16 protein-coding genes are annotated in these 20,591 nt (G+C 69.1%); 8 read left to right on the top strand and 8 right to left on the bottom strand.

From position 1 onward, the window contains the following. Positions 1 to 8: 8 nt before the first annotated feature. The 3 genes from AB0N22_RS01850 to AB0N22_RS01840 all read right to left on the bottom strand — a co-directional run bounded on the left by AB0N22_RS01850 (position 9) and on the right by AB0N22_RS01840 (position 5,184). On the bottom strand, positions 9 to 2,876 hold the full coding sequence (locus tag AB0N22_RS01850; protein WP_364635293.1) for an AAA family ATPase: 2,868 nt from the start codon (positions 2,874 to 2,876) through the stop codon (positions 9 to 11). Between the two features lie 52 nt (positions 2,877 to 2,928). Next, positions 2,929 to 3,126, bottom strand: coding sequence for a hypothetical protein (locus AB0N22_RS01845; protein WP_364635290.1), 198 nt, complete (start codon positions 3,124 to 3,126; stop codon positions 2,929 to 2,931). Between the two features lie 126 nt (positions 3,127 to 3,252). Further along, a complete protein-coding gene (locus AB0N22_RS01840; RefSeq protein WP_364635287.1) occupies positions 3,253 to 5,184 on the bottom strand; it encodes a TIGR03960 family B12-binding radical SAM protein in 1,932 nt (643 codons plus the stop codon). A 97-nt stretch (positions 5,185 to 5,281) separates the two neighbouring features. On the opposite strand from AB0N22_RS01840, the gene AB0N22_RS01835 reads away from it, so the two are divergent. Beyond that, complete coding sequence (locus AB0N22_RS01835) at positions 5,282 to 5,908, top strand: hypothetical protein (RefSeq protein ID WP_364635285.1); 627 nt, start codon at positions 5,282 to 5,284, stop codon at positions 5,906 to 5,908. 10 nt (positions 5,909 to 5,918) lie between these two features. Here AB0N22_RS01835 and ndk read toward each other — a convergent pair whose 3' ends face one another. Then, on the bottom strand, positions 5,919 to 6,326 hold the full coding sequence (gene ndk / locus AB0N22_RS01830) for a nucleoside-diphosphate kinase (RefSeq protein WP_364635282.1): 408 nt from the start codon (positions 6,324 to 6,326) through the stop codon (positions 5,919 to 5,921). Between the two features lie 102 nt (positions 6,327 to 6,428). Between ndk and AB0N22_RS01825 the strand changes: the two genes are divergently transcribed. The 5 genes from AB0N22_RS01825 to ugpC all read left to right on the top strand — a co-directional run bounded on the left by AB0N22_RS01825 (position 6,429) and on the right by ugpC (position 12,470). Beyond that, on the top strand, positions 6,429 to 8,090 hold the full coding sequence (locus tag AB0N22_RS01825; protein ID WP_364635279.1) for a glycoside hydrolase family 13 protein: 1,662 nt from the start codon (positions 6,429 to 6,431) through the stop codon (positions 8,088 to 8,090). Positions 8,091 to 8,191: 101 nt separating this feature from the next. Next, positions 8,192 to 9,511 (top strand): extracellular solute-binding protein, encoded by a 1,320-nt coding sequence (locus AB0N22_RS01820; RefSeq protein WP_364635276.1) that lies wholly within the window; start codon positions 8,192 to 8,194, stop codon positions 9,509 to 9,511. Further along, positions 9,508 to 10,449, top strand: a complete 942-nt coding sequence (locus tag AB0N22_RS01815; RefSeq protein WP_364635273.1) for a sugar ABC transporter permease — start codon at positions 9,508 to 9,510, stop codon at positions 10,447 to 10,449. The genes AB0N22_RS01820 and AB0N22_RS01815 overlap by 4 nt, the downstream gene beginning before the upstream one ends. Position 10,450: 1 nt before the next feature. After that, positions 10,451 to 11,302 (top strand): carbohydrate ABC transporter permease, encoded by an 852-nt coding sequence (locus AB0N22_RS01810; protein WP_364635270.1) that lies wholly within the window; start codon positions 10,451 to 10,453, stop codon positions 11,300 to 11,302. Positions 11,303 to 11,306: 4 nt separating this feature from the next. Continuing rightward, the gene (gene ugpC / locus AB0N22_RS01805; RefSeq protein ID WP_364635267.1) at positions 11,307 to 12,470 is read left to right on the top strand and encodes a sn-glycerol-3-phosphate ABC transporter ATP-binding protein UgpC; all 1,164 of its coding nucleotides are present in this window, start codon (positions 11,307 to 11,309) and stop codon (positions 12,468 to 12,470) included. A gap of 6 nt (positions 12,471 to 12,476) precedes the next feature. Here ugpC and AB0N22_RS01800 read toward each other — a convergent pair whose 3' ends face one another. Genes AB0N22_RS01800 through AB0N22_RS01785 form a run of 4 tightly spaced genes read right to left on the bottom strand, consistent with a single transcriptional unit; the run spans position 12,477 to position 15,671 of the window. Further along, the gene (locus AB0N22_RS01800; RefSeq protein ID WP_364635264.1) at positions 12,477 to 13,331 is read right to left on the bottom strand and encodes a chromosome partitioning protein ParB; all 855 of its coding nucleotides are present in this window, start codon (positions 13,329 to 13,331) and stop codon (positions 12,477 to 12,479) included. A 1-nt stretch (position 13,332) separates the two neighbouring features. Further along, complete coding sequence (locus tag AB0N22_RS01795; RefSeq protein ID WP_364635261.1) at positions 13,333 to 13,956, bottom strand: metallophosphoesterase; 624 nt, start codon at positions 13,954 to 13,956, stop codon at positions 13,333 to 13,335. Positions 13,957 to 13,995: 39 nt separating this feature from the next. Next, on the bottom strand, positions 13,996 to 14,337 hold the full coding sequence (locus AB0N22_RS01790; RefSeq protein WP_364635258.1) for a DUF4233 domain-containing protein: 342 nt from the start codon (positions 14,335 to 14,337) through the stop codon (positions 13,996 to 13,998). Continuing rightward, the gene (locus tag AB0N22_RS01785) at positions 14,334 to 15,671 is read right to left on the bottom strand and encodes a folylpolyglutamate synthase/dihydrofolate synthase family protein (protein ID WP_364635255.1); all 1,338 of its coding nucleotides are present in this window, start codon (positions 15,669 to 15,671) and stop codon (positions 14,334 to 14,336) included. The genes AB0N22_RS01790 and AB0N22_RS01785 overlap by 4 nt, the downstream gene beginning before the upstream one ends. Before the next feature lie 130 nt (positions 15,672 to 15,801). On the opposite strand from AB0N22_RS01785, the gene AB0N22_RS01780 reads away from it, so the two are divergent. Both AB0N22_RS01780 and valS read left to right on the top strand, forming a co-directional pair. Next, a complete protein-coding gene (locus tag AB0N22_RS01780; RefSeq protein WP_364635252.1) occupies positions 15,802 to 17,919 on the top strand; it encodes an MMPL family transporter in 2,118 nt (705 codons plus the stop codon). 85 nt (positions 17,920 to 18,004) lie between these two features. Next, on the top strand, positions 18,005 to 20,590 hold the full coding sequence (valS, locus tag AB0N22_RS01775; protein ID WP_364635249.1) for a valine--tRNA ligase: 2,586 nt from the start codon (positions 18,005 to 18,007) through the stop codon (positions 20,588 to 20,590). The last annotated feature ends 1 nt before the right edge of the window (position 20,591 follow it).

The raw sequence follows: 20,591 nt of genomic DNA, 5'->3' as shown, positions 1-20,591 counted from the left end.
GAGGTCCCCTAGACGCGGATGGTCGATCGTTCGGCGATCATGGCTGCCTCGGTGCGGCTCGACGCACCCAGCTTGCGCAGGATGGCCGAGACGTGGACGCTCGCGGTCTTGACGCTGATGAACAGCCGCTCGCCGATCTGCCGGTTGGTCAGCCCCTCGGCGATCAGGTCGAGCACCTGCTGCTCGCGTGCCGTCAACGTGACCGACCCGGTCTCGTGGCGATCGGCGGCACCGCCGATGGGCAGCCCGGCTCGCCCGGCGAAGGACAGCGCCTCGGCGGTCACCAGCCCTGCCCCGAGGGCATCGGCGGCTTCGATCGCCGCCAGCACGGAGACCGACGAGTCGGCGCGGCGCCCGCCCGCGTGCTGCGCCATCGCGAGGCGCAGCAGCATGTAGGGGCGCAGCTGGGCCGGAAGCGTGTCGGCGAGATCCAGCGCGTGCTGCCAGGCATCGGGGTCGTCGCCGGTGCGGGAAGGCCCGCCCAGCTCGGCGTCGACCACGGTGGTCCACTGGCCAGCCGTCGGCCAGAACGAGTCGGTGGCCAGCTTCTTGCGCAGCTGCTGCTCGGCGTCGTCGAGATCCTCATTGGCGGTCCCGTCGCCCCGCAGCCGGCTCAGAGCTCGCGCGGCCTGGGCGTAGATGGGCATGGCGTGCCCGGGCTGGGAGGGGAAGTCGTCCGCGATGACCTGGGACAGGTGGGTCCAGGCCGTGGCCGAGTCGCCGCGGGCGAGTGCGAGATCGCCGGCCAGCCGGATGTACTGGAGCCTCGTCTGGATCTCCACCTCGGCGAGCGCGATCATGTGCGGGCTCCACTGCTTGAACATCCGCTCGGCGACCTCGAGCTCCCCGCGCCACAACGTCGACCAGACCTTGGACTGCAAGAGGTAGACCCGGAACGTCAACGGGGGTGACAGCGCGATCACCCGGTCGAGCAGGCGCGTGGCTCGTTCCCACTCGCCCTGCGCGAACAGTGGGTCGATCATGTTGGACGCCAAGATGGCGCCGGAGCTGCGCTCGACGCCGAGCTCGCGCGAGCGGTCGAGCCCCTCGTCGGCGACCGCGACGGACTCGTCGTAGCGACCGAGGAGGTTGAGCATGTCGGAGTAGTTGACCCGGAACCGCAGGAGCGCGTCGGGATCGCCCTGGGCGAGGTCCTTGGCCCGTTCGAGATCGGCCAGGCCGCCCGCGACGTCGCCACGGTGTGCGCGAACCACCCCACGGATGTTGGACGCCACCGACGCCGCCTCGGGGTCGCCGAGCTCGAGGGCGAGCTCGAGGGCCTGCGTGGCCGTCTCGACGGCGGCGGGCTGGGCGCCCTCGATCATGTACCTCGCGGCGAGGCGGTAGAGGATCGTCGCTCGCAACGTCTCGTTGACACCCTTGGGCACCAGCTCCAGGGCTTCCTGGAGCAGTGGGATCGCGCCGAGCCTCGCGGCGTTCTGGAGGCACTGCGCCTTGAGCATCAGGTGACGGGCGAGATCGGGGCCCTCGACGTCTCCCACGGAGATCGCGAGGTTGACCGTGGCGAGGGCGCGTTCGGGCTCGCCGGCCGCGTGGAGGTAGGCAGCGACCCGCCCCATCAGCATCGACCTGGGCATCTCGGCGACCGCCTGGGCGTCGTCGACCGCGTCCCAGATCTCGAGGGCACGCTCCCCCATCTGCGCCGCGGCGGCGTACGCATAGGAGTGCGCGGCGCTGCGCATCGCCGCGATCGTGGCGGGGAACGCCTTGTCGTGGACGTTGGCCGCGTGCCAGTGATAGGCAATCTCCGTGATGTCGCCGGGCTTCTCGCGGTCGGCGAGCGCCTCGGCGTATCGGGCGTGGAAGCGGGTGCGCTCGCCCGGCAGCAGGTCGCCGTGCACCGCCTCGCGCACCAGGGCGTGCCGGAACGTGTAGGCGCTGTCGTCGACCACCAGGACGTTCGCGACGACCGCAGCGCGGGCCGCCGAGTCCAGCTGGTCGGAGCCGCGGTCGAAGATCGCGTTGACGAGCTCGTGCTCGACCCGCAGGCCGCCCGCCGAGACCACCCGCAGGAAGTACTGGGTGGCTTCGTCCAGTCGCTCATAGCGCGCCAGCAGCACGTCGCGGAGGGTCTCGGGCAGGACCGAGTCCTCGCACCCGACGAGCTCCTCGACGAAGAACGGCACGCCTTCGCTGCGCTCGAAGACGCTCTCGACGAGGTCGAAGTCGGGCGTACGCCCGAGGATCGCCTGGGCCTGCTTGCGCACCTGGGCGCGGGTCAGCCGCCGCAGCTCGAGCCGCTTGGCCCGCCGCCCGCGCTCGATCTCGGTGAGGAACACCCGCAACGGGTGCCCGCGATGGACGTCGTCGCTGCGATAGCTCAGGACGATCATGATCGGCCCGGAGGTGACGGCGCGCAGCAGGAACCTCAGCACCGTGAGGGTCGCCTCGTCGGCCCAGTGGAGGTCCTCGACGACCAAGATCAGCGGACGCTCTCGCGCGACCTGCTCGAGCAGCAGTGCCACGCCCTCGTGGAGACGGTTCTCACCCGCCCCCGCTGCGGCCTGCCGGCCCAGCTCGGGGAGCAGCACGCCGATCGTGTCGCGGCCGGGGCCGGCGGCCTCGAGCACGCGTTCGGCGCCCTCCTGGGCCACGAGCTCGCGCAGCAGTGCGGTGATCGGTGCGTAGGGCGTCGCCACCTCGCCGAGGTCGACGCACTGGCCGTGCAGCACGCGGGCGCCGTCGGCCGTGCGCTCGGTGAACTCGGTGAGGAGCCGGCTCTTGCCGATGCCGGCCTCTCCGGCGATGACGACCGCTCTCGGCTCGCCCGCCACGACCTGGGCGTAGAGCGCCTCGAGCTCGCGCAGGTCGGCCGCGCGCCCGATCAGGGTGGCGCTGGAAGGCGGGAGGTGCACGGTCTCATCGTGCCACCTCCCGCCGACGGTTTGACGGTCTTCGGAATCGCCCTCAGCCATGCGCCGGAGCGTCGGAGAAGAGCTCCGCAAGCCGGTGCCGCACGACGTAGGACAGCCCGTGCCGCGCCGGCCGCGCCTTCGCTCGTACGCCATGGCGCTCCAGGGCGACGCGACGGCGCTCGTTGCGGAGGTTCATCTCCTGCTCGCGCTGCAGGAAGAGCGCGTGGTGGGTGTAGTCCGATGCAGTCATGATGACCACTCCTTCGATCTCGATGTCTCCATCGTGATTTCTAAGGTGGGGTCGCCACATCGGGCACCTGCCCTATCTTTGCGCTGACCTGCGCCCGAGGTTGCCCTAAGGCATCCGTGCTCCGGCTCAGACCACCGAGAGCGGCAGGAGGCTTCGACCGGTGGGACCGATCTGGATCTCGGTGTCCATCTGCGGGCAGACGCCGCAGTCGAAGCACGGGGTCCAGCGGCAGTCCTCCACCTCGAGCGCGCCGTCGGGGTTGAGCGCGTCCTGCCAGTCCTCCCACAACCAGTCACGATCGAGGCCAGCGTCGAGGTGGTCCCACGGCAGCACCTCGGCGTACTCGCGCTCGCGGACGGTGTACCAGTCGAGGTCGACCGGCTCGTCGGCCAGCGCCTCGGCGGTCTTGTCAGCCCACCGGTCGTACGAGAAGTGCTCGCTCCAGCCGTCGAACCGGCCGCCGTCGCGCCACACGGCCTCGATGACCCGGCCGACACGGCGGTCGCCGCGTGAGAGCAGTCCTTCGATCGTGCCGGGCTTGCCGTCGTGGTAGCGGAAGCCGATCGCCTTGCCGTACCTCTTGTCGGCGCGCACGGCGTCGCGCAGCTTCTTGAGCCGCTCGTCGGTCGTCTCGTGGTCGAGCTGCGACGCCCACTGGAACGGGGTGTGCGGCTTGGGCACGAAGCCACCGATCGAGACCGTGCAGCGGATGTCGTTGCGTCCCGAGACCTCACGGCCGGTCTGGATGACCCGCTTGGCGAGCTCGCCGATCTGCATGACGTCCTCGTCGGTCTCCGTCGGCAGGCCGCACATGAAGTAGAGCTTCACCTGCCGCCAGCCGTGCGAGTAGGCCGCGGCGACGGTACGGATGAGGTCGTCCTCGCTGACCATCTTGTTGATGACCTTGCGCAGCCGCTCGCTGCCGCCCTCGGGCGCGAACGTCAGCCCCGAGCGGCGGCCGTTGCGGCTGAACTCGTTGGCCAGGGTGATGTTGAAGGCGTCCACGCGGGTCGAGGGCAGCGACAGCGAGGTGTTGGTGCCCTCGTAGCGGTCACCGAGCTGCTTGGCGACCTCGCCGATCTCGGTGTGGTCGGCACTCGAGAGGCTCAGCAGGCCGACCTCCTCGAAGCCGGTCTTGTCGAGGCCGTTCTGCACCATCGCGCCGATGCCCTCGATCGAGCGCTCGCGGACGGGGCGGGTGATCATCCCGGCCTGGCAGAACCGGCAGCCACGCGTGCAGCCGCGGAAGATCTCGACGCTGAAGCGTTCGTGGACCGTCTCGGCGAGCGGGACCAGCGGGTTCTTGGGGTACGGCCAGGAGTCGAGGTCCATCAGCGTGTGCTTGGCGACGCGCCACGGCACCCCCGGACGGTTGGGCACGATGCGCTGGATGCGCCCGTCGGGCAGGTAGCTGACGTCGTAGAACTTGGGCACGTAGACGCCGCCGGACTTCGCGAGGCGCATCAGCACCTCGTCGCGTCCGCCCGGGCGCCCCTCGTCCTTCCACTCCCGGACGACGTCGCTGATCGCCAGCACGATCTCCTCGCCGTCGCCGAGGACCGCCGCGTCGATGAATGTCGCAATCGGCTCGGGGTTGAACGCGGAGTGGCCGCCGGCGATGACGATGGGGTCGTCCTCGCCGCGGTCGACGGCGTACAGCGGGATGCCGGCGAGGTCGAGCGCCGTGAGCATGTTGGTGTAGCCGAGCTCGGTCGAGAACGAGATGCCGAACAGGTCGAACGCCTTGACCGGCCGGTGCGCGTCGACCGTGAACTGCGGGATGTCGTTGTCCCGCATGACCTTCTCCATGTCGGAGAACACCGCGTACGACCGCTCGGCCAGGATCCAGTCGCGCTCGTTGAGGACCTCGTAGAGGATCTGGACGCCCTGGTTGGGCAGCCCCACCTCGTACGCGTCGGGGTACATCAGCGCCCAGCGCACCTGCGCCGAGTCCCACTCCTTGCTCGTCGCGTTCAGCTCACCACCGACGTACTGGATCGGCTTGCTCACGGAGGGCAGCAACGGTTCCAGGCGGGGAAAGACGGACTCGACGGCCATGCCTCTAGGTTAGGCGCTGGGCCCCGCGGCGCGAAAACGTCGTGCGACGGATCGGTCCCCGGCCGGGCGGTCGGAGGCGACGGCCTAGGCTCGGCGTGTGAGACGCAGATCCCGCCAGCAGCGCCCGTTCTCCGTGAAGTACGTGCCGATCGCCACCGACGGTGGACCCGACCAGGTCCTGACGATCGAGAACCACACCGACGTGTCCGTCATGCCCACCTTGGCGTTCACGCCCATCAGCGTCTACGGCCAGGAGCTGCCGAACGTCGTGACCCAGACGGTGCACGGCTCCCACCGGGGAGGCCCGGTGCTGCCCGCCAACGGCATGCTGCGCGACATCCTCCGCTTCGACGGGCCCGGCAGCCGCCACGTGCGTGGCGTGAACGTCGAGCTCGCCTCCGTCGAGGAGCTCGACCATCCGGCGATGGAGCAGGAGACCCGCAGCGTCATGATCGACCTCGACCAGAAGGCGACCGACATCCCCGAGGAGTTCTGGGGCATCGGGCTGGTCAACCCCAACTCGTTCGGCGTCACGGTCCGCGTGTCCCTGCTGGAGTTCGAGGAGCGCGAACGCGACTTCCCGCGGCAGGTCGTCGACGTCGTGACGCTGCAGGACGACGTCGACCTCGCCTCGGTGTCCAACCACGTGATCTGGCTGCCGGAGGACGTCCGGGGACAGTTCCACGAGGTCGAGCACCACCTGCGGGCGCCCACCTACGCCTGAGACCAGACGCTCAGAGGTCGGGGAACCAGAGCGCGATCTCGCGCGCAGCCGACTCCTCGGAGTCCGAGGCGTGCACGAGGTTCTCGCGGTTGGACAGCGAGAAGTCGCCGCGGATCGTGCCGGGCGCAGCCTGCCGGCCGTCGGTGACGCCGTTCAGCAGGCGGACGACGGCGATGGCCTCGTCGCCCTCCAGGACCAGCGCGACCAGCGGCCCGGAGACCGCGAACTCGCGCAGCGGCGGGTACCACGGCTGCTCGACGTGCTCGGCGTAGTGGGCGTCGGCCTGGGCGGCGTCGATCGTCCGCTGCTCCAGTGCGACGACCGAGAGGCCCTTGGACTCGAACCGGGACAGGATCTGGCCGGTCAGGCCGCGGCGTACGGCGTCGGGCTTGATCAGGACGAGGGTGCGTTGCGACATGGCCAAAACCTATCCTGCGCCCAGGTACGCCCGACGGGACGCCCGTGCGTCGTCCTGCGTACGTTGGACGCGGCGCCGGCCGGCGCCCGGAGGGAGGCGAACATGGCACGATCCGGCGAGCAGTGGTGGCGCGACGCGGTGATCTACCAGGTCTACCCACGCTCGTGGGCCGACTCGGACGGCGACGGGATCGGCGACCTGCCCGGCATCACGGCACGTCTCCCCCACCTCGCCGACCTCGGCGTGGACGCCGTGTGGCTCTCGCCGTTCTACACCTCCCCGCAGCACGACGCCGGCTACGACGTGGCCGACTACCGGGACGTCGACCCAGTCTTCGGCGACCTTGCTGATTTCGACACGCTGACCAGTCGGGCGCACGAGCTCGGTCTGCGCGTCATCGTCGACATCGTCCCCAACCACTCGTCCCACGAGCACCCGTGGTTCCGCGCGGCCCTGGCATCGACTCCCGGCAGCCCGGAGCGGGCCCGCTACATCTTCCGCGACGGCCGCGGCGACGGGACGCTGCCGCCCAACAACTGGCAGAGCCTGTTCGGCGGGCCCGCGTGGACCCGGGCGACCGAGCCGGACGGATCACCCGGGCAGTGGTACCTGCACCTGTTCGACACGACCCAGCCCGACTTCGACTGGACCAACCCCGAGGTGCGCGCAGAGCTCGAGGACGTCCTGCGTTTCTGGCTCGACCGCGGAGTCGACGGCTTCCGCATCGACGTGGCGCACGGCTTGGTCAAGGCCGACGGCCTGCCCGACAGCGAGTTCGACCAGTACACCGAGCCCACCGCCCTGGCTCCGATGTGGGACCAGCCCGGGGTCCACGACATCTACCGCAGCTGGCGCACGATCACCGACTCGTACGCCGTGGAGGGCCAGGACGCCGACCGCATCCTGTGTGCCGAGGCATGGGTCCTTCCTGCGGAGGCGCTGGCCCGCTACGTCCGCAAGGACGAGCTGCACCAGTCGTTCAACTTCGAGTACCTCATGACCCCGTGGCTGGCGGCCGATCAACGGGCCACGATCACCCACTCCCTCGCCCAGGCCGAGGCCGTCGGCGCGCCCCAGACCTGGGTGCTGTCGAACCACGACGTCGTCCGCCACGCGACCCGGCTCGGCTTCCCGCAGACGCCGGGACTGGAGCGGATCGACGGCATCGGGACCGACGACCCGCAGCCGGACACCGCGGTCGGGCTGCGCCGGTCTCGCGCGGCGACCGCCGTGATGCTGGCGCTCCCCGGCTCCGCCTACCTCTTCCAGGGCGAGGAGCTCGGCCTGCCCGAGGCGACCCGGCTGCCGGACGAGGCTCGGCAGGACCCGACGTTCGCCCGCACCCAGGGCGCCTCCAAGGGCCGCGACGGTTGTCGCGTGCCCGTCCCGTGGGAGGCCGACGCACCGTCGTACGGCTTCGGGCCCGGCGACCGGTCGTGGCTGCCCCAGCCGGCCGAGTACGGACCGCTCGCGGCGGACCGTCAACGCGGCGCAGAGGGGTCGACGCTCGAGCTCTACCGAGGCCTGCTGCGCCTGCGCCGCGAGCTGCGGCTGGGCCGCGGACGGCTCGCCTGGCTCGACGGCTTCCCCGACGATGCCCTGGCCTTCACCGTCACGTCACCCGATGGATCTGTGACGGTCCTGGCGAATCTCGGCGAGACACCCCTGGCCCTCCCGGAGGGTTCGACGATCCTCGCGGCCAGTGAGCCCCTCGAGCTCGGCGCGACCCTGACCACCGATGTGACGGTGTGGCTGACGACCTGACTCCCGCCCGGTTGCGCTCCCCCAGAGGTGCGGATACGTTCGAGGCGTCCCTGTGACCCGCATCACCTGCGGGGCCACCGAAGGGCTCGGTAGGGGGAGGAATGGCCGTACGTCCAGTTCGTCGAGTCGTCGCAGGCATGGCCGCTGCGGCGCTGTCCGTCAGCGTGCTGTCCGCCTGCGGCGGTGGCAGCGGCGGCAAGGCCACGCTCAACTGGTACATCAACCCTGACGGCCAGGTGACGCTCAACAAGCTGGCCAAGGATTGCAGCACCGATCAGTACGAGATCAAGATCCAGCTGCTCCCTGCCAGCGCGACCGACCAGCGCACACAGCTCGCCCGGCGCCTCGCCGCCGAGGACAGCTCCACCGACTTGATGAGCCTGGACCCGGTCTTCGTGCCGGAGTTCGCCAACGCCGAGTGGCTCGCCCCGTTCGAGGGTGAGCAGGCCGACCAGGTCCTCGACGACGACGTCCTCAAGGGCGCCGCCGAGACCGTCCAGTGGGACGACAAGGTCGTCGCCGCGCCGCAGTGGGCCAACACCCAGGTGCTCTGGCACCGCAAGTCGCTCGCCGAGAAGGCCGGGCTCGACATGACCAAGCCCGTCACGTGGGACCAGGTCATCGAGGCGGCCTCCGACAACAAGGGCACGGTCGGCGTCCAGGCCAACAAGTACGAGGCCTACGTCGTCTGGATCAACGCTCTGATCCAGGGCGCCGGGGGCAACATCCTCGATCCCGAAACGGTCGAGAGCGGGCGTGACGCCAAGGTCACGATCGACTCCGAGGCAGGCAAGGAGGCAGCCGCGGTCATCAAGAAGCTTGCTGACTCCCCCGCCGCGCAGCCTGACTTCACCACCTCCAACGAGGGCACGAGCCTCGGCCAGATGTTCCCGGCCGAGGGTCCGGGCGAGTTCATGACCAACTGGACGTTCGTCTACAAGAACTACGAAGGCCTGATCGGCAAGCCCGGCGGTCCCAAGGACAAGAAGGGCTTCGAGGACCTCGGCTGGGCCCGCTACCCCGAAACGGTCGAGGGCGAGGAGTCCAAGCCCCCGATCGGCGGCATCGACATCGGCGTCGGCGCCTACTCCGAGAACCTCGAGTACGCCCAGAAGGCCGCGGTCTGCGTGACGAACGCCGAGGCCCAGACCCAGCTCGCCGTCAACGAGGGGCTGATGCCGTCGCGCCAGTCGGTCTACGACTCGGCTGAGCTCAAGAAGGCCTACCCCGCCGACCTGCTCGAGCTCTTCAGCGAGAGCGTCGACACCGGCGGCCCCCGGCCCAAGAGCGCGTTCTACAGCCAGATCTCGAGCGCGATCCAGTCGAGGTGGCACTCGCCCAACTCGGTGAGCCCGAACAGCACGCCCGAGAAGTCAGCTGACTTCCTGACGGCGATCCTCGAGGGGAAGGCCCTGCTGTGAGCACCACATACGTCCAGAACGCTGCCGCGGAGGACACGCCGCCGCCGGTCGACTCCGACCGGGCGCGCGCGGAGACCTCGCTGGCCCGCAAGCTGGTGGCGCCCGCCGTCATCCTGATGCTGCTCGTCACGGCGTTCCCGATGCTCCGGGCGCTCTACCTGTCGCTGTTCGACTACTCGCTCACGGCACCGGACGACAAGGAGTTCGTCGGTCTCCAGAACTACGTCACAGCGCTGACCGACGGCCTGTTCTGGCGCGACACCTTCACGACCGTCATCATCATGATCATCACGGTGGCGTTCGAGCTCGTCATCGGCTTCGCGTTCGCGATGGTCATGCACAAGGTGGTCTTCGCCCGCGGGACCATCCGCACGTCGATCCTGATCCCCTACGGCGTCATCACCGTCGTGTCGGGCTTCGCGTGGCAGTTCGCCTTCTCCAACAGCAACGGCTTCGTCAACGGCTGGCTGCCGTTCGTCGGCGACGACTTCAACTGGTTCTCCGAGCGCAACTCCTCGTTGATCGCGATCATGGCGTCCGAGATCTGGAAGACCACGCCGTTCATGTCCTTGCTCCTCCTGGCCGGCCTTGCACAGGTGTCCAACGACATGCTGGAGGCGGCGAGGGTCGACGGCGCCACGTGGTGGCAGCGGCTCTTTAAGGTCATCCTGCCCAACATGCGCGCGGCGATCATGGTCGCGGTGCTGTTCCGCGCCCTCGACGCCTACCGCATCTTCGACAACATCTTCGTGATGACCGCCGGTGCGAACGCGACCGAGTCGATCTCGTTCCTGACCTACAGACAGGTGATCGAGCAGTTCCAGCTGGGCATCGGCTCAGCCTTGTCGGTGCTGCTGTTCCTGTCGGTCCTCGTCGTCGCCTACGTGATCGTCAAGCTGTTCAAGGTCGACCTGGCTGCGGCCCGACAGGAGGACTGAGATGAGCACGAACGGAGATCTCAAGAGCAAGGCCCTGACGGGTGTCGGAGTCGCCTTCATCCTCGCCTGGTGCCTGCTGCCGGTCGTCTGGATCGTCTCGCTGTCGTTCAAGTCGCAGGACGCCGTCACCAACGGTAGCCCCGGCTTCTTCCCGTCCTCCGGGGGCCGGGCCGGCTTCGACAACTACACCCAGGTTCTCAAGGATGACAACTTCTTGTTGGCCATCCGCAACTCACTCGTCGTGTCGCTGAGCGCGACACTGCTGTCGGTGATCTTCGCGACGCTGGCCGCCTATGCCATCGCGCGGCTGGAATTCAAGGGCAAGAAGTTCGTGCTCACCACTGCCCTGGTCATCGCGATGTTCCCGGTCGTGTCGCTCGTCGGGCCGTTGTTCGACATGTGGCGCACGTTCGGGCTCTACGACACCTGGTGGGGCCTGATGATCCCCTACATCTCGTTCACGCTGCCGCTGGCCATCTGGACGCTGTCGGCGTTCTTCCGCGAGATCCCTTGGGAGATGGAGCAGGCCGCCCAGGTCGACGGCGCGACGGCATGGCAGGCGTTCCGCAAGGTCATCGTCCCGCTCGCCGCGCCGGGCGTGTTCACCGCGGCGATCCTGACGTTCTTCTTCGCGTGGAACGACTTCGTCTTCGGCATCTCGCTGACGTCGACCGAACGCGCCCGACCGATCCCCGCCGCCCTGTCGTTCTTCGTCGGGGCTGATCCGTTCAACCGACCGGCCTCCCTCCTGGCCGCGGCTGCCGTGGTCGCCACGGTGCCGATCATCATTCTCGTCCTGTTCTTCCAGCGCAAGATCGTCGCCGGCCTCACCGCCGGCGCAGTGAAGGGTTGATCGCATGGCCACCATCGAGATGAAAAACATCGTCAAGAAGTACGGCGACGGGTTCCCGGCCGTGAACGACGTCAGCATCGACGTCGCCGACGGCGAGTTCCTGATCCTCGTCGGGCCCTCGGGCTGCGGCAAGTCGACCTTGCTGCGGATGATCGTCGGCCTCGAGGACATCACGTCGGGCGACATGGTGATCGACGGGACCAGGGTCAATGACCTCGCCCCGCGCGAGCGCAACCTGTCGATGGTGTTCCAGAACTACGCGCTCTACCCCCACCTCACGGTCTACGAGAACATCGCCTTCCCCTTGCGCCTGGCCAAGATGAGCGACAAGGAGGTCGACGAGAAGGTCCGCGAGGCCAGCAAGACGCTCGATCTCGACGAGCACCTCCAGCGCAAGCCCGGCAACCTGTCGGGCGGTCAGCGCCAGCGCGTCGCCATGGGCCGCGCGATCGTGCGCGAGGCCAAGGCGTTCCTGTTCGACGAGCCGTTGTCCAACCTCGACGCCAAGCTCCGCGGCCAGATGCGCACCGAGATCGCCCGCCTGCAGAAGCGGCTCGGCATCACCACGGTCTACGTCACGCACGACCAGACCGAGGCCATGACCCTCGGCGACCGCGTCGCGGTCATGAAGCGCGGTGTGCTGCAGCAGCTCGCCACCCCGCGTGAGCTCTACGAGCAGCCGGTCAACCTCTTCGTCGCCGGCTTCATCGGCTCACCGCCGATGAACTTCCTGCCGGCCACGGTCGAGGGCAACAAGGTCACGCTGCCGTTCGGCGAGTTCACGATCCCCGACGCCAAGGCCGAGAAGACCGCCGGCAAGGGCCTGCTCATGGCCGGCGTCCGCCCCGAGCACTTCGAGGACGTGTCCGTCATCGACTCGGGCAAGGTCGACACCGACCAGACGTTCAAGGCACACATCGACGTCCGCGAGTGGCTCGGCGACCAGCAGTACGCCTACGTGCCGTATGAGGCCGAGGCCGAGGTGCAGGGCCAGCTCAAGGAGCTGGCGCGCGAGGTCGACAGCGACTCGCTGCGCACGCAGCTCATCGTGTCGCTGGACTCCGACAGCAAGGTCACCGAGGACGACGACGCGACGTTGTTCATCGACACCAACAAGATGCACCTGTTCGACCCGGCGAGCGGCGACAACCTCACCGTCGGTCTCTGAGGCTGGTCAGCGCTTGCGCTTGCCCTTGCTCGTCACCGACTTCATGACGTCGGCGTTCCACTCGTGCTCGCGGATCAGCCGATACCGCTCGCACGCGACGCGGAGGTAGGCCTCGGCCGGTCGCTCGTCCTTGCCGCGGACCCCGGCGTCCTCGATCATCGCGACGACCGGCTGGAACTCCTCGGCGTACCACCGTGCGGCCATCGTCGCCTTGTCCATGTAGGCGCCCTCGGCGTGCATGGCGCGCGCCGCCCACGCCTCGACGGTCTCGGCGATGACGCCGTAGTCGAAGGGGTTGTCGACCGCGACGGCAGCCCGAGCCTCGCCGGTGAACGGGACCCGCTGGAGCATGAGCCGCCGCCAGTACTTCAGCTCGAGGTCGGCGCGGGCGCCGATGCCCACCGGGGCCAGAAAGGTCTCGATCGCGGTGACGTTGGCCTCGATGACGTCGAGCTTCAGGCTGCGGGCGACCGAGACGCGGTGGTGCCCGTCGCGGACGAAGTAGTAGTCCCCGACCTGGTAGACGTCGATCGGCGGGATCTCCTCGCCGGTGCGACTGGCTCGCGACAGCCGTTCCCACCGCTGCCGGCTGACCGCCGAGGTCGGCCGGAAGCGCCGGTCGAAGTCGCGCGCCTTGTCGACCGAGCCCACGATCGCGTCGAGCGGGATGACCTTGGTGCCGGCATAGTGCTCGGCCTTGCGTCCGAGCGCGTCGACCACGTCGTCGAACGACATCGACTGGATGACGTCGTCGGCGTCGTTGCGCAGTCGGGCGGCGAGGCCGGACAGCACCTGGTGGCGCCGCGCCCGCATGAAGTCGCTCTCGGCGTCGACGCGGGGCGATCCTGAGTCGCGCACCATGTCAGCCCCTTCCCGCGCGGGCGCCGACCGGAGCCGCTGCCGGATCGATCTCGATGACCTGCCACGGGATCACGTTGCGGATCGTCGTCGAGCCGAGCTCGCGGTCGGGCTTGTGCATGCCGTAGGGATGAATGTGTCCATGCAGGTGCCAGGTGGGGCGCAACGTCTCGATGACTCCGTGGAGCGCCGAGATGCCCACATGGCTCGGGTCGGGCTCGTCGCCGAGGCCGAGCGGCGGCGCGTGGGTCAGCAGCACGTCGACGGGCCCGGCTCGCCGGGCGTCCTTGAGCAGGCGCCGGGCGCGCCGGTCGTACTCCTGCTGGGTGTACTGGTGCGGTCCGGAGTTGTAGCGGACGCAACCGCCGAGACCGGCAATGCGAAGGCCGCCGACCATGAGCACCCGCCCGTCGACGTCGACCAGCCCGTCAGGGCCCCTGCCACCGGCAGTGCTCGGGTCGTGGTTGCCCGGCACGTACGCCGCGGGCACGCCGAGCACCGAGGCGAGGGACTCGAGATAGCTCCACGGCAGGTCGCCGGCGCCGAGCAGCAGATCGACCCGCAGGTCCTGGACCCGCGCCTGCGCCCCGGGCACCTCTTCGTCGGCGACGACCAGCACACGCACCATGCCCTCGACACTAGCGCGGGAGGACCCCGGAGACACGGGTCAGCCCTGGCCGGCCTCGCGGGCCCAGCGGGCCTTGTCCTCCTCGATCCGCCGGCCCAGGAAGAACGCGGCGAACCACAGCGCGGCGAACATCGCACCGACGAAGAACATCACGGTGACGAGGAAGCCCAGCGCCATCGCGCCGACCTGGATCACGTGGCCCACGACGTACGCCTGCGGGCGTCGCAGCGCACCGGCGGTCAGCACGCACAGCACCGCGAGCCCGAGTCCCGAGGCGAGCGCCAGCGGCGTGCTGACGTCCTCGACGGAGATCATGACGGGCACCGCCAGGGCGAGGATGATGGCCTCCAAGGTCAGCATCGCGGCGCACATGCCCCTCATGCCGGAGTGCCTCCGAACAGGACCCGCGCCTCGCCGACCGTGATGACCGAGCCGGTGACCAGCACGCCACCGCTGCCGATCGCGTCCTCGTTGCCCTCGGCCGAGTCGGCCATCGCCACGGCGCGCTCGATCGCGTCGTCGAGCCGCGGCTCGAGGATGACCCGCTCGGCGCCGAAGATGTCCTCGGCGATCTCGGCGAGCTCCGCCGCGGGCATCGACCGCGGCGTGCTGTTCTGGGTGCACACGATCTCGGCCATCAGGGGCTCGAACGTGCGCAGCACCTCTTCGACGTCCTTGTCGGCCATGACACCGACGACGCCGATCAACGGGCTGAACGTGAAGGCGTCCTGCACGGCCTCGACCGTCGCACCGGCGCCGTGCGGGTTGTGCGCGGCATCGAGCAGCACGGTGGGGCTGCGACGGACGACCTCGAGCCGGCCCGGCGACGTGACCTGTGCGAACGCCTGCCGCACGAGATCGGCGTCGAGCTCCTTGCTGCCGGTGAACGCCTCGACCGCTGCCAACGCGTACGCCGCGTTGTGGGCCTGGTGGGCGCCGTGGAGCGGCAGGAAGATGTCGGAGTAGGCCGAGGCGATCCCCTGCAGGTCGATCTGCTGGCCACCGACCGCCGTCGCCCGATGGTTGACGCCGAAGTCCACGCCCTCGCGCAGCGCGATCGCCCCGACATCGACCGCGCGCCGCATCAGGACGTCCATGACGGCCTCCTCCTGCTGCGCGATGACGACGTGCGAGCCGGGCTTGATGATGCCGGCCTTCTCGACGGCGATGATCTCGGCGCGGTCACCGAGGTAGCGCTCGTGGTCGACGCCGATCGGGGTGATGACCGAGACCTGGCCGTCGGCGACGTTGGTGGCGTCCCAGGAGCCGCCCATGCCGACCTCGACGACCGCGGCGTCGACCGGCGCGTCGGCGAACGCCGCGAAGGCCATCGCGGTGACCAGCTCGAAGAACGAGAGCGGGTGCTCTGACGAGTCGTCGACGATCTGCGCGTACGCCGCCACGTCAGCGAAGGCGTCGACGAACAGCTCCTCGGACAGCGGCACGCCGTCGAGGCAGATGCGTTCGGTCATCGACTGCAGATGGGGGCTCGTGAAGCGGCCGGTCCGCAGGTCGAGGGCGCGGAGCAACGCATCGACCATGCGGCTCGTCGACGTCTTGCCGTTGGTGCCGGTCAGGTGGATCACGGGATAGGCCCGCTGGGGGTCTCCGAGCAGCCGGCAGACGGCGGCAATCCGGTCCAGGGACGGCTCGAGACGGGTCTCCGGCCACCGGCCGAGGAGCGCGCGCTCGACCTCCGCGTACGTGGGTGTCATCTCGTCCATTGTCGCAGGGCATCAGGGGCGACTCAGGGTGGCCACCCATGGCGCTTGTGTCAGTGCATTACGACATGATGTAGTCGCTGTGTCTTCGCGCCTTGAAGGGCGCTCTCACGAGGAGTTGTGCATGAACCGGCAGATCGCAGGGTGGGTCACCCACCACTGGGCCAAGTGGGTCACCTTGGGTGTCTCGCTGCTCGTCATCATGGGCACCGGATCGCTCGGCGCCAAGCTCGCCGACGTCCAGGAGAACGACATCGCCGGGTGGCTGCCCGGTGACGCCGAGTCGACCAAGGTCATCCAGCAGTCGGAGCAGTTCTCCGACCCCGACGCCATCCCGGCGATCGTGCTCTACGTCCGCGACTCGGGCGTCACGCCCGCGGACTTCGCCAAGGCCGAGGCCGACGGTGCCGAGATCGCCAAGATCGAGGGCGTGCAGGACAACATCGTCGGGCCGATCCCCTCCAAGGACGGCAAGGCGCTGCAGGTCATCGCCACGATCAACATGGGTAGCGACGGCTGGGACAAGCTGCCTGACGCCGTCGACGACATGAACGACATCGTCGACAAGGGCGGCGATGGCCTCGACGCGCAGCTCGCCGGTCCCGCAGCGCTGGGCGCCGACCAGGCCAAGGCGTTCGAGGGCATCGACGGCATCCTCCTGCTGGCCGCGCTCGGCATCGTCTTCATCATCCTGCTGATCACCTACCGCAGCCTGCAGCTCGCGATCCTCTTCCTGTTCTGCGGCGTCGGCGCGGTCTTCACCGCCCAGGGCGTCGTCTACCTGCTCGCCAAGTACGCCGACCTGACGGTCAACGGGCAGAGCGCCGGCATCCTCAGCGTTCTCGTGCTGGGCGCCGGCGTCGACTACGCACTGCTCCTGGTGGCCCGCTACCGCGAGGAGCTGCACAACTACGAGGACCGGCACGAAGCCATGGCCCACGCGCTGCACCGTGCCGCTCCGGCGGTCATCGCCAGTGGTGCGACGGTCATCATCGGCCTGCTGTGCCTGCTGTTCGCCCAGATGAACTCCACGAGCAGCCTCGGGCCGGTCGGCGCTGCCGGCATCGCCATCGCACTGCTGGTCATGCTCGTGATGCTCCCGGCGCTGCTGGTCATCGTCGGCCGCTGGATCTTCTGGCCGTTCGTCCCCCGCTTCGGCGACCCGGTCAAGAGCGAGACCGGCATGTGGGCCAAGGTCGGCCAGCGCATCACCAAACGGCCCCGCGTCGTCTGGGTCACCACCAGCATCGTGCTGATCGCCCTCACTTTCGGCATCACCCAGCTCGGTGCCAACGGCCTGACCAACGAGGAGAGCTTCACCAAGGCGCAGCCGTCGGTCGCTGCCGAGAAGGAGCTCGCCAAGCACTTCGCCGGCGGTGCCGGGTCGCCGGTCGCCGTGGTCGCCAAGACCGAGCGCGCCGACGCCGTGGTCCAGGCGCTGTCGGACGTCAAGGGCATCGACCCGGCCACGGTCGAGGTCAAGGACGCCAAGGGCGGTGTGTCCTACATCGAGGGCACGCTCACCTCGGCTCCGGACTCCACCGCAGCCTTCGACACCGTCGAGGCGGCTCGTGACGCGGTGCACGCGGTCGACGGGGCGGATGCGCTCGTGGGCGGCAACACCGCGGTCAACAAGGATGTCCAGGACGCGTCGTCGGCCGACAACAAGCTGATCATCCCGATCATCCTGGTCGTCGTCCTGCTGGTCCTGGCGTTGCTCCTGCGCTCGATCGCGGCGCCGTTGATCCTCCTGGTGACGGTCGTCGTGTCGTTCGGTGCGGCCCTGGGCATCAGCGGACTCGTCTTCAAGCACGTGTTCGACTTCGCCGGGACGGACTCGTCGTTCCCGCTGTTCGCGTTCGTGTTCCTGGTGGCGCTGGGCATCGACTACAACATCTTCCTCATGACGCGAGTCCGCGAGGAGTCGTTGAAGCACGGCACCCGTCGCGGCGCGCTGATCGGTCTGGGCGCAACGGGCGGTGTCATCACGTCGGCCGGGTTCGTGCTCGCCGGCACGTTCGCGGCGCTCGCCACCCTGCCGGTCGTGTTCCTCGCCGAGCTCGGGTTCATCGTCGCGGTCGGCGTCCTGCTCGACACGATCATCGTCCGCTCGGTGCTCGTGACGGCGCTCAACCTCGACATCGGCCGACACATCTGGTGGCCGAGCAAGCTCGCGCACAAGGAGGACGTCCCGGTCGGCCAGCCCGGCGACGACGTCGCCTACGCCAAGGCCGACGCCTAGGACCGGCGAGCGGCGTCGCGGGTCACCTCGGTGGCCCGCGACGCCGCTGCCGGAACGCTGAACGTCCCGCCTAGACTTGCCTGCTGTGACCAGCCCCACGAGCAACCGCGTCCCGGAGAAGCCTGTCCTCGAAGGCCTCGAGGCCGTTTGGTCCGCCCGCTGGGCGGAGCAGGGCACCTACACGTTCGACCGCACGAAGACCCGCGAGGAGATCTTCTCGATCGACACCCCTCCGCCGACCGTCTCGGGCTCCCTGCACGTCGGCCACGTGTTTTCGTACACGCACACCGACCTCATCGCGCGCTACCAGCGCATGCGCGGCAAGGAGGTCTTCTATCCCATGGGCTGGGACGACAACGGCCTGCCCACCGAGCGCCGCGTCCAGAACTTCTACGGCGTCCGCTGCGACCCGTCGCTGCCCTACGACGCCGAGTTCACGCCCCCCGAGAAGCCCGACGCCAAGAAGCAGGTCCCCATCAGCCGGCGCAACTTCGTCGAGCTGTGCAACGAGCTGGTCAAGGAGGACGAGAAGGTCTTCGAGCAGCTGTGGCGCACGCTCGGGCTCAGCGTCGACTGGTCGCAGCAGTACACGACGATCGGCGACGAGTCCCAGACCGTCTCCCAGCGCGCCTTCCTGCGCAACGTCGCCCGCGGCGAGGCGTACCAGCAGGACGCGCCGACGCTGTGGGACGTGACCTACCAGACCGCTGTCGCTCAGGCCGAGCTGGAGGCGCGCTCCTACCCCGGCGCCTACCACCGCGTGGCGTTCCGCGGTGCCGACTCCCCCGTCATCATCGAGACCACCCGGCCCGAGCTCATCGCGGCCTGCGTCGCGCTGATCGCCCACCCCGACGACGAGCGATACCAGACGCTGTTCGGCACCACCGTGACGTCGCCGCTCTACGGCGTCGAGCTGCCGGTCCTGGCGCACCCGCTGGCCGATCCCGAGAAGGGGTCAGGCATCGTCATGTCCTGCACGTTCGGCGATCTCACGGACGTGCAGTGGTGGCGTGAGCTGCAGCTGCCGAACCGTACGATCATCGGCCGCGACGGCCGGGTCCTGCGGGAGACGCCCGACTGGATCACCGGCGACGGGATCCCCCGCTACGAGGCGATCGCCGGCAAGACCACGTTCTCCGCCCGCGAGGCCGTGGTCGAGGCGCTGCGTGAGACCGGCGACCTCGACGGTGAGCCGACCCCGACGGAGCGCATGGCCAACTTCTACGAGCGTGGCGACCGGCCGCTCGAGATCGTCTCGACGCGTCAGTGGTACATCACCAACGGCGGGCGTGACGCCGACCTGCGGCAGAAGCTCGTCGCCCGGGGGGACGAGATCGAGTGGGTCCCGGCCTACATGCAGTCGCGCCTCACCAACTGGATCGAGGGCCTCAACGGCGACTGGCTCGTCTCGCGCCAGCGCTTCTTCGGCATCCCGTTCCCGGTCTGGTACCGGCTCGACGCCGACGGCGAGCCCGACTACGACGACCCGATCTTCGCCGACGAGTCGACCCTGCCGGTCGATCCGTCCTCCGACGTCCCGCCCGGCTTCACCGAGTCGCAGCGGGGCGAGCCGGGCGGGTTCCTGGCCGATCCCGACGTCCTTGACACCTGGGCGACCTCGTCGCTGTCGCCGCAGATCATCTGCGGCTGGGAGCGGGACGAGGATCTGTTCGCCCGGACGTTCCCGATGGACCTGCGTCCCCAGGGCCACGACATCATCCGCACCTGGCTCTTCTCGTCGATCGTCCGGGCCCACCTGGAGCACGGCGTCGCGCCGTGGAAGCACGCTGCCCTGTCAGGATTCGTGGTCGACCCCGACCGCAAGAAGATGAGCAAGTCCAAGGGCAACGTCGTGGTGCCCGACGAGATCCTCGACAAGTACGGCGCTGACGCGGTCCGCTGGCGTGCCGCAGGATCGCGACCCGGCGCCGACTCGCCGTTCGACGAGGCGCAGATGAAGGTAGGTCGACGGCTCGCGATGAAGGTGCTCAACGCGAGCAAGTTCGTCCTCGCCTCCGAGGAGGCCTACGGGCTGGGTGCCGGTGCGGACGACCTCGACCCCTCGCGCGTCACCGAGGCGATCGACCTCGCCATGCTCGCAGGGCTCCGCGACGTCGTGACGGCGGCGACTGCCGCCTTCGAGGCGTACGACTACGCCTCGGCCCTGGAGATCAGCGAGCGGTTCTTCTGGGACTTCTGCGACGACTACCTCGAGCTCGTCAAGGAGCGGTCGCGCCGGGACGACCCCACCGGTCGCTCGGCGCGGAGCGCCTTCGTGCTCGCCCTGTCGGTGCAGCTGCGCCTGCTCGCTCCGTTCCTGCCCTATGTCACCGAAGAAGTCTGGTCGTGGTGGCAGGAGGGCTCGATCCACCGCGCCGACTGGCCGGTCAACGACGTCGACCTGACGACGGGGCACCAGGATCCCGCGCTGCTGGCCTCGGCCGCCTCGGTCCTCGCCGACATTCGCGGAGCCAAGTCGATCGCCAAGGTGAGCCAGAAGACCGAGATCAGCAGCCTGACGATCGGTGCCACCAAGGAGCAGCTCGACCATCTGCGCCTGGCCATGACCGACGTTCTCGCAGCTGGCCGCGTGGTCGTCGAGCCGACCTACGTCGCCGACGAAGCCGTCGAGGGCTTCAAGGTCGAGGCCGTTCCGGCCGTCGTCGACTGAG

It is taken from the genome of Aeromicrobium sp. NPDC092404 (genome assembly GCF_040684095.1).
Lineage (GTDB): Bacteria > Actinomycetota > Actinomycetes > Propionibacteriales > Nocardioidaceae > Aeromicrobium.
Note: the sequence above shows the minus strand (reverse complement) of the source record. Positions and strands in the feature narration are given on the sequence as shown.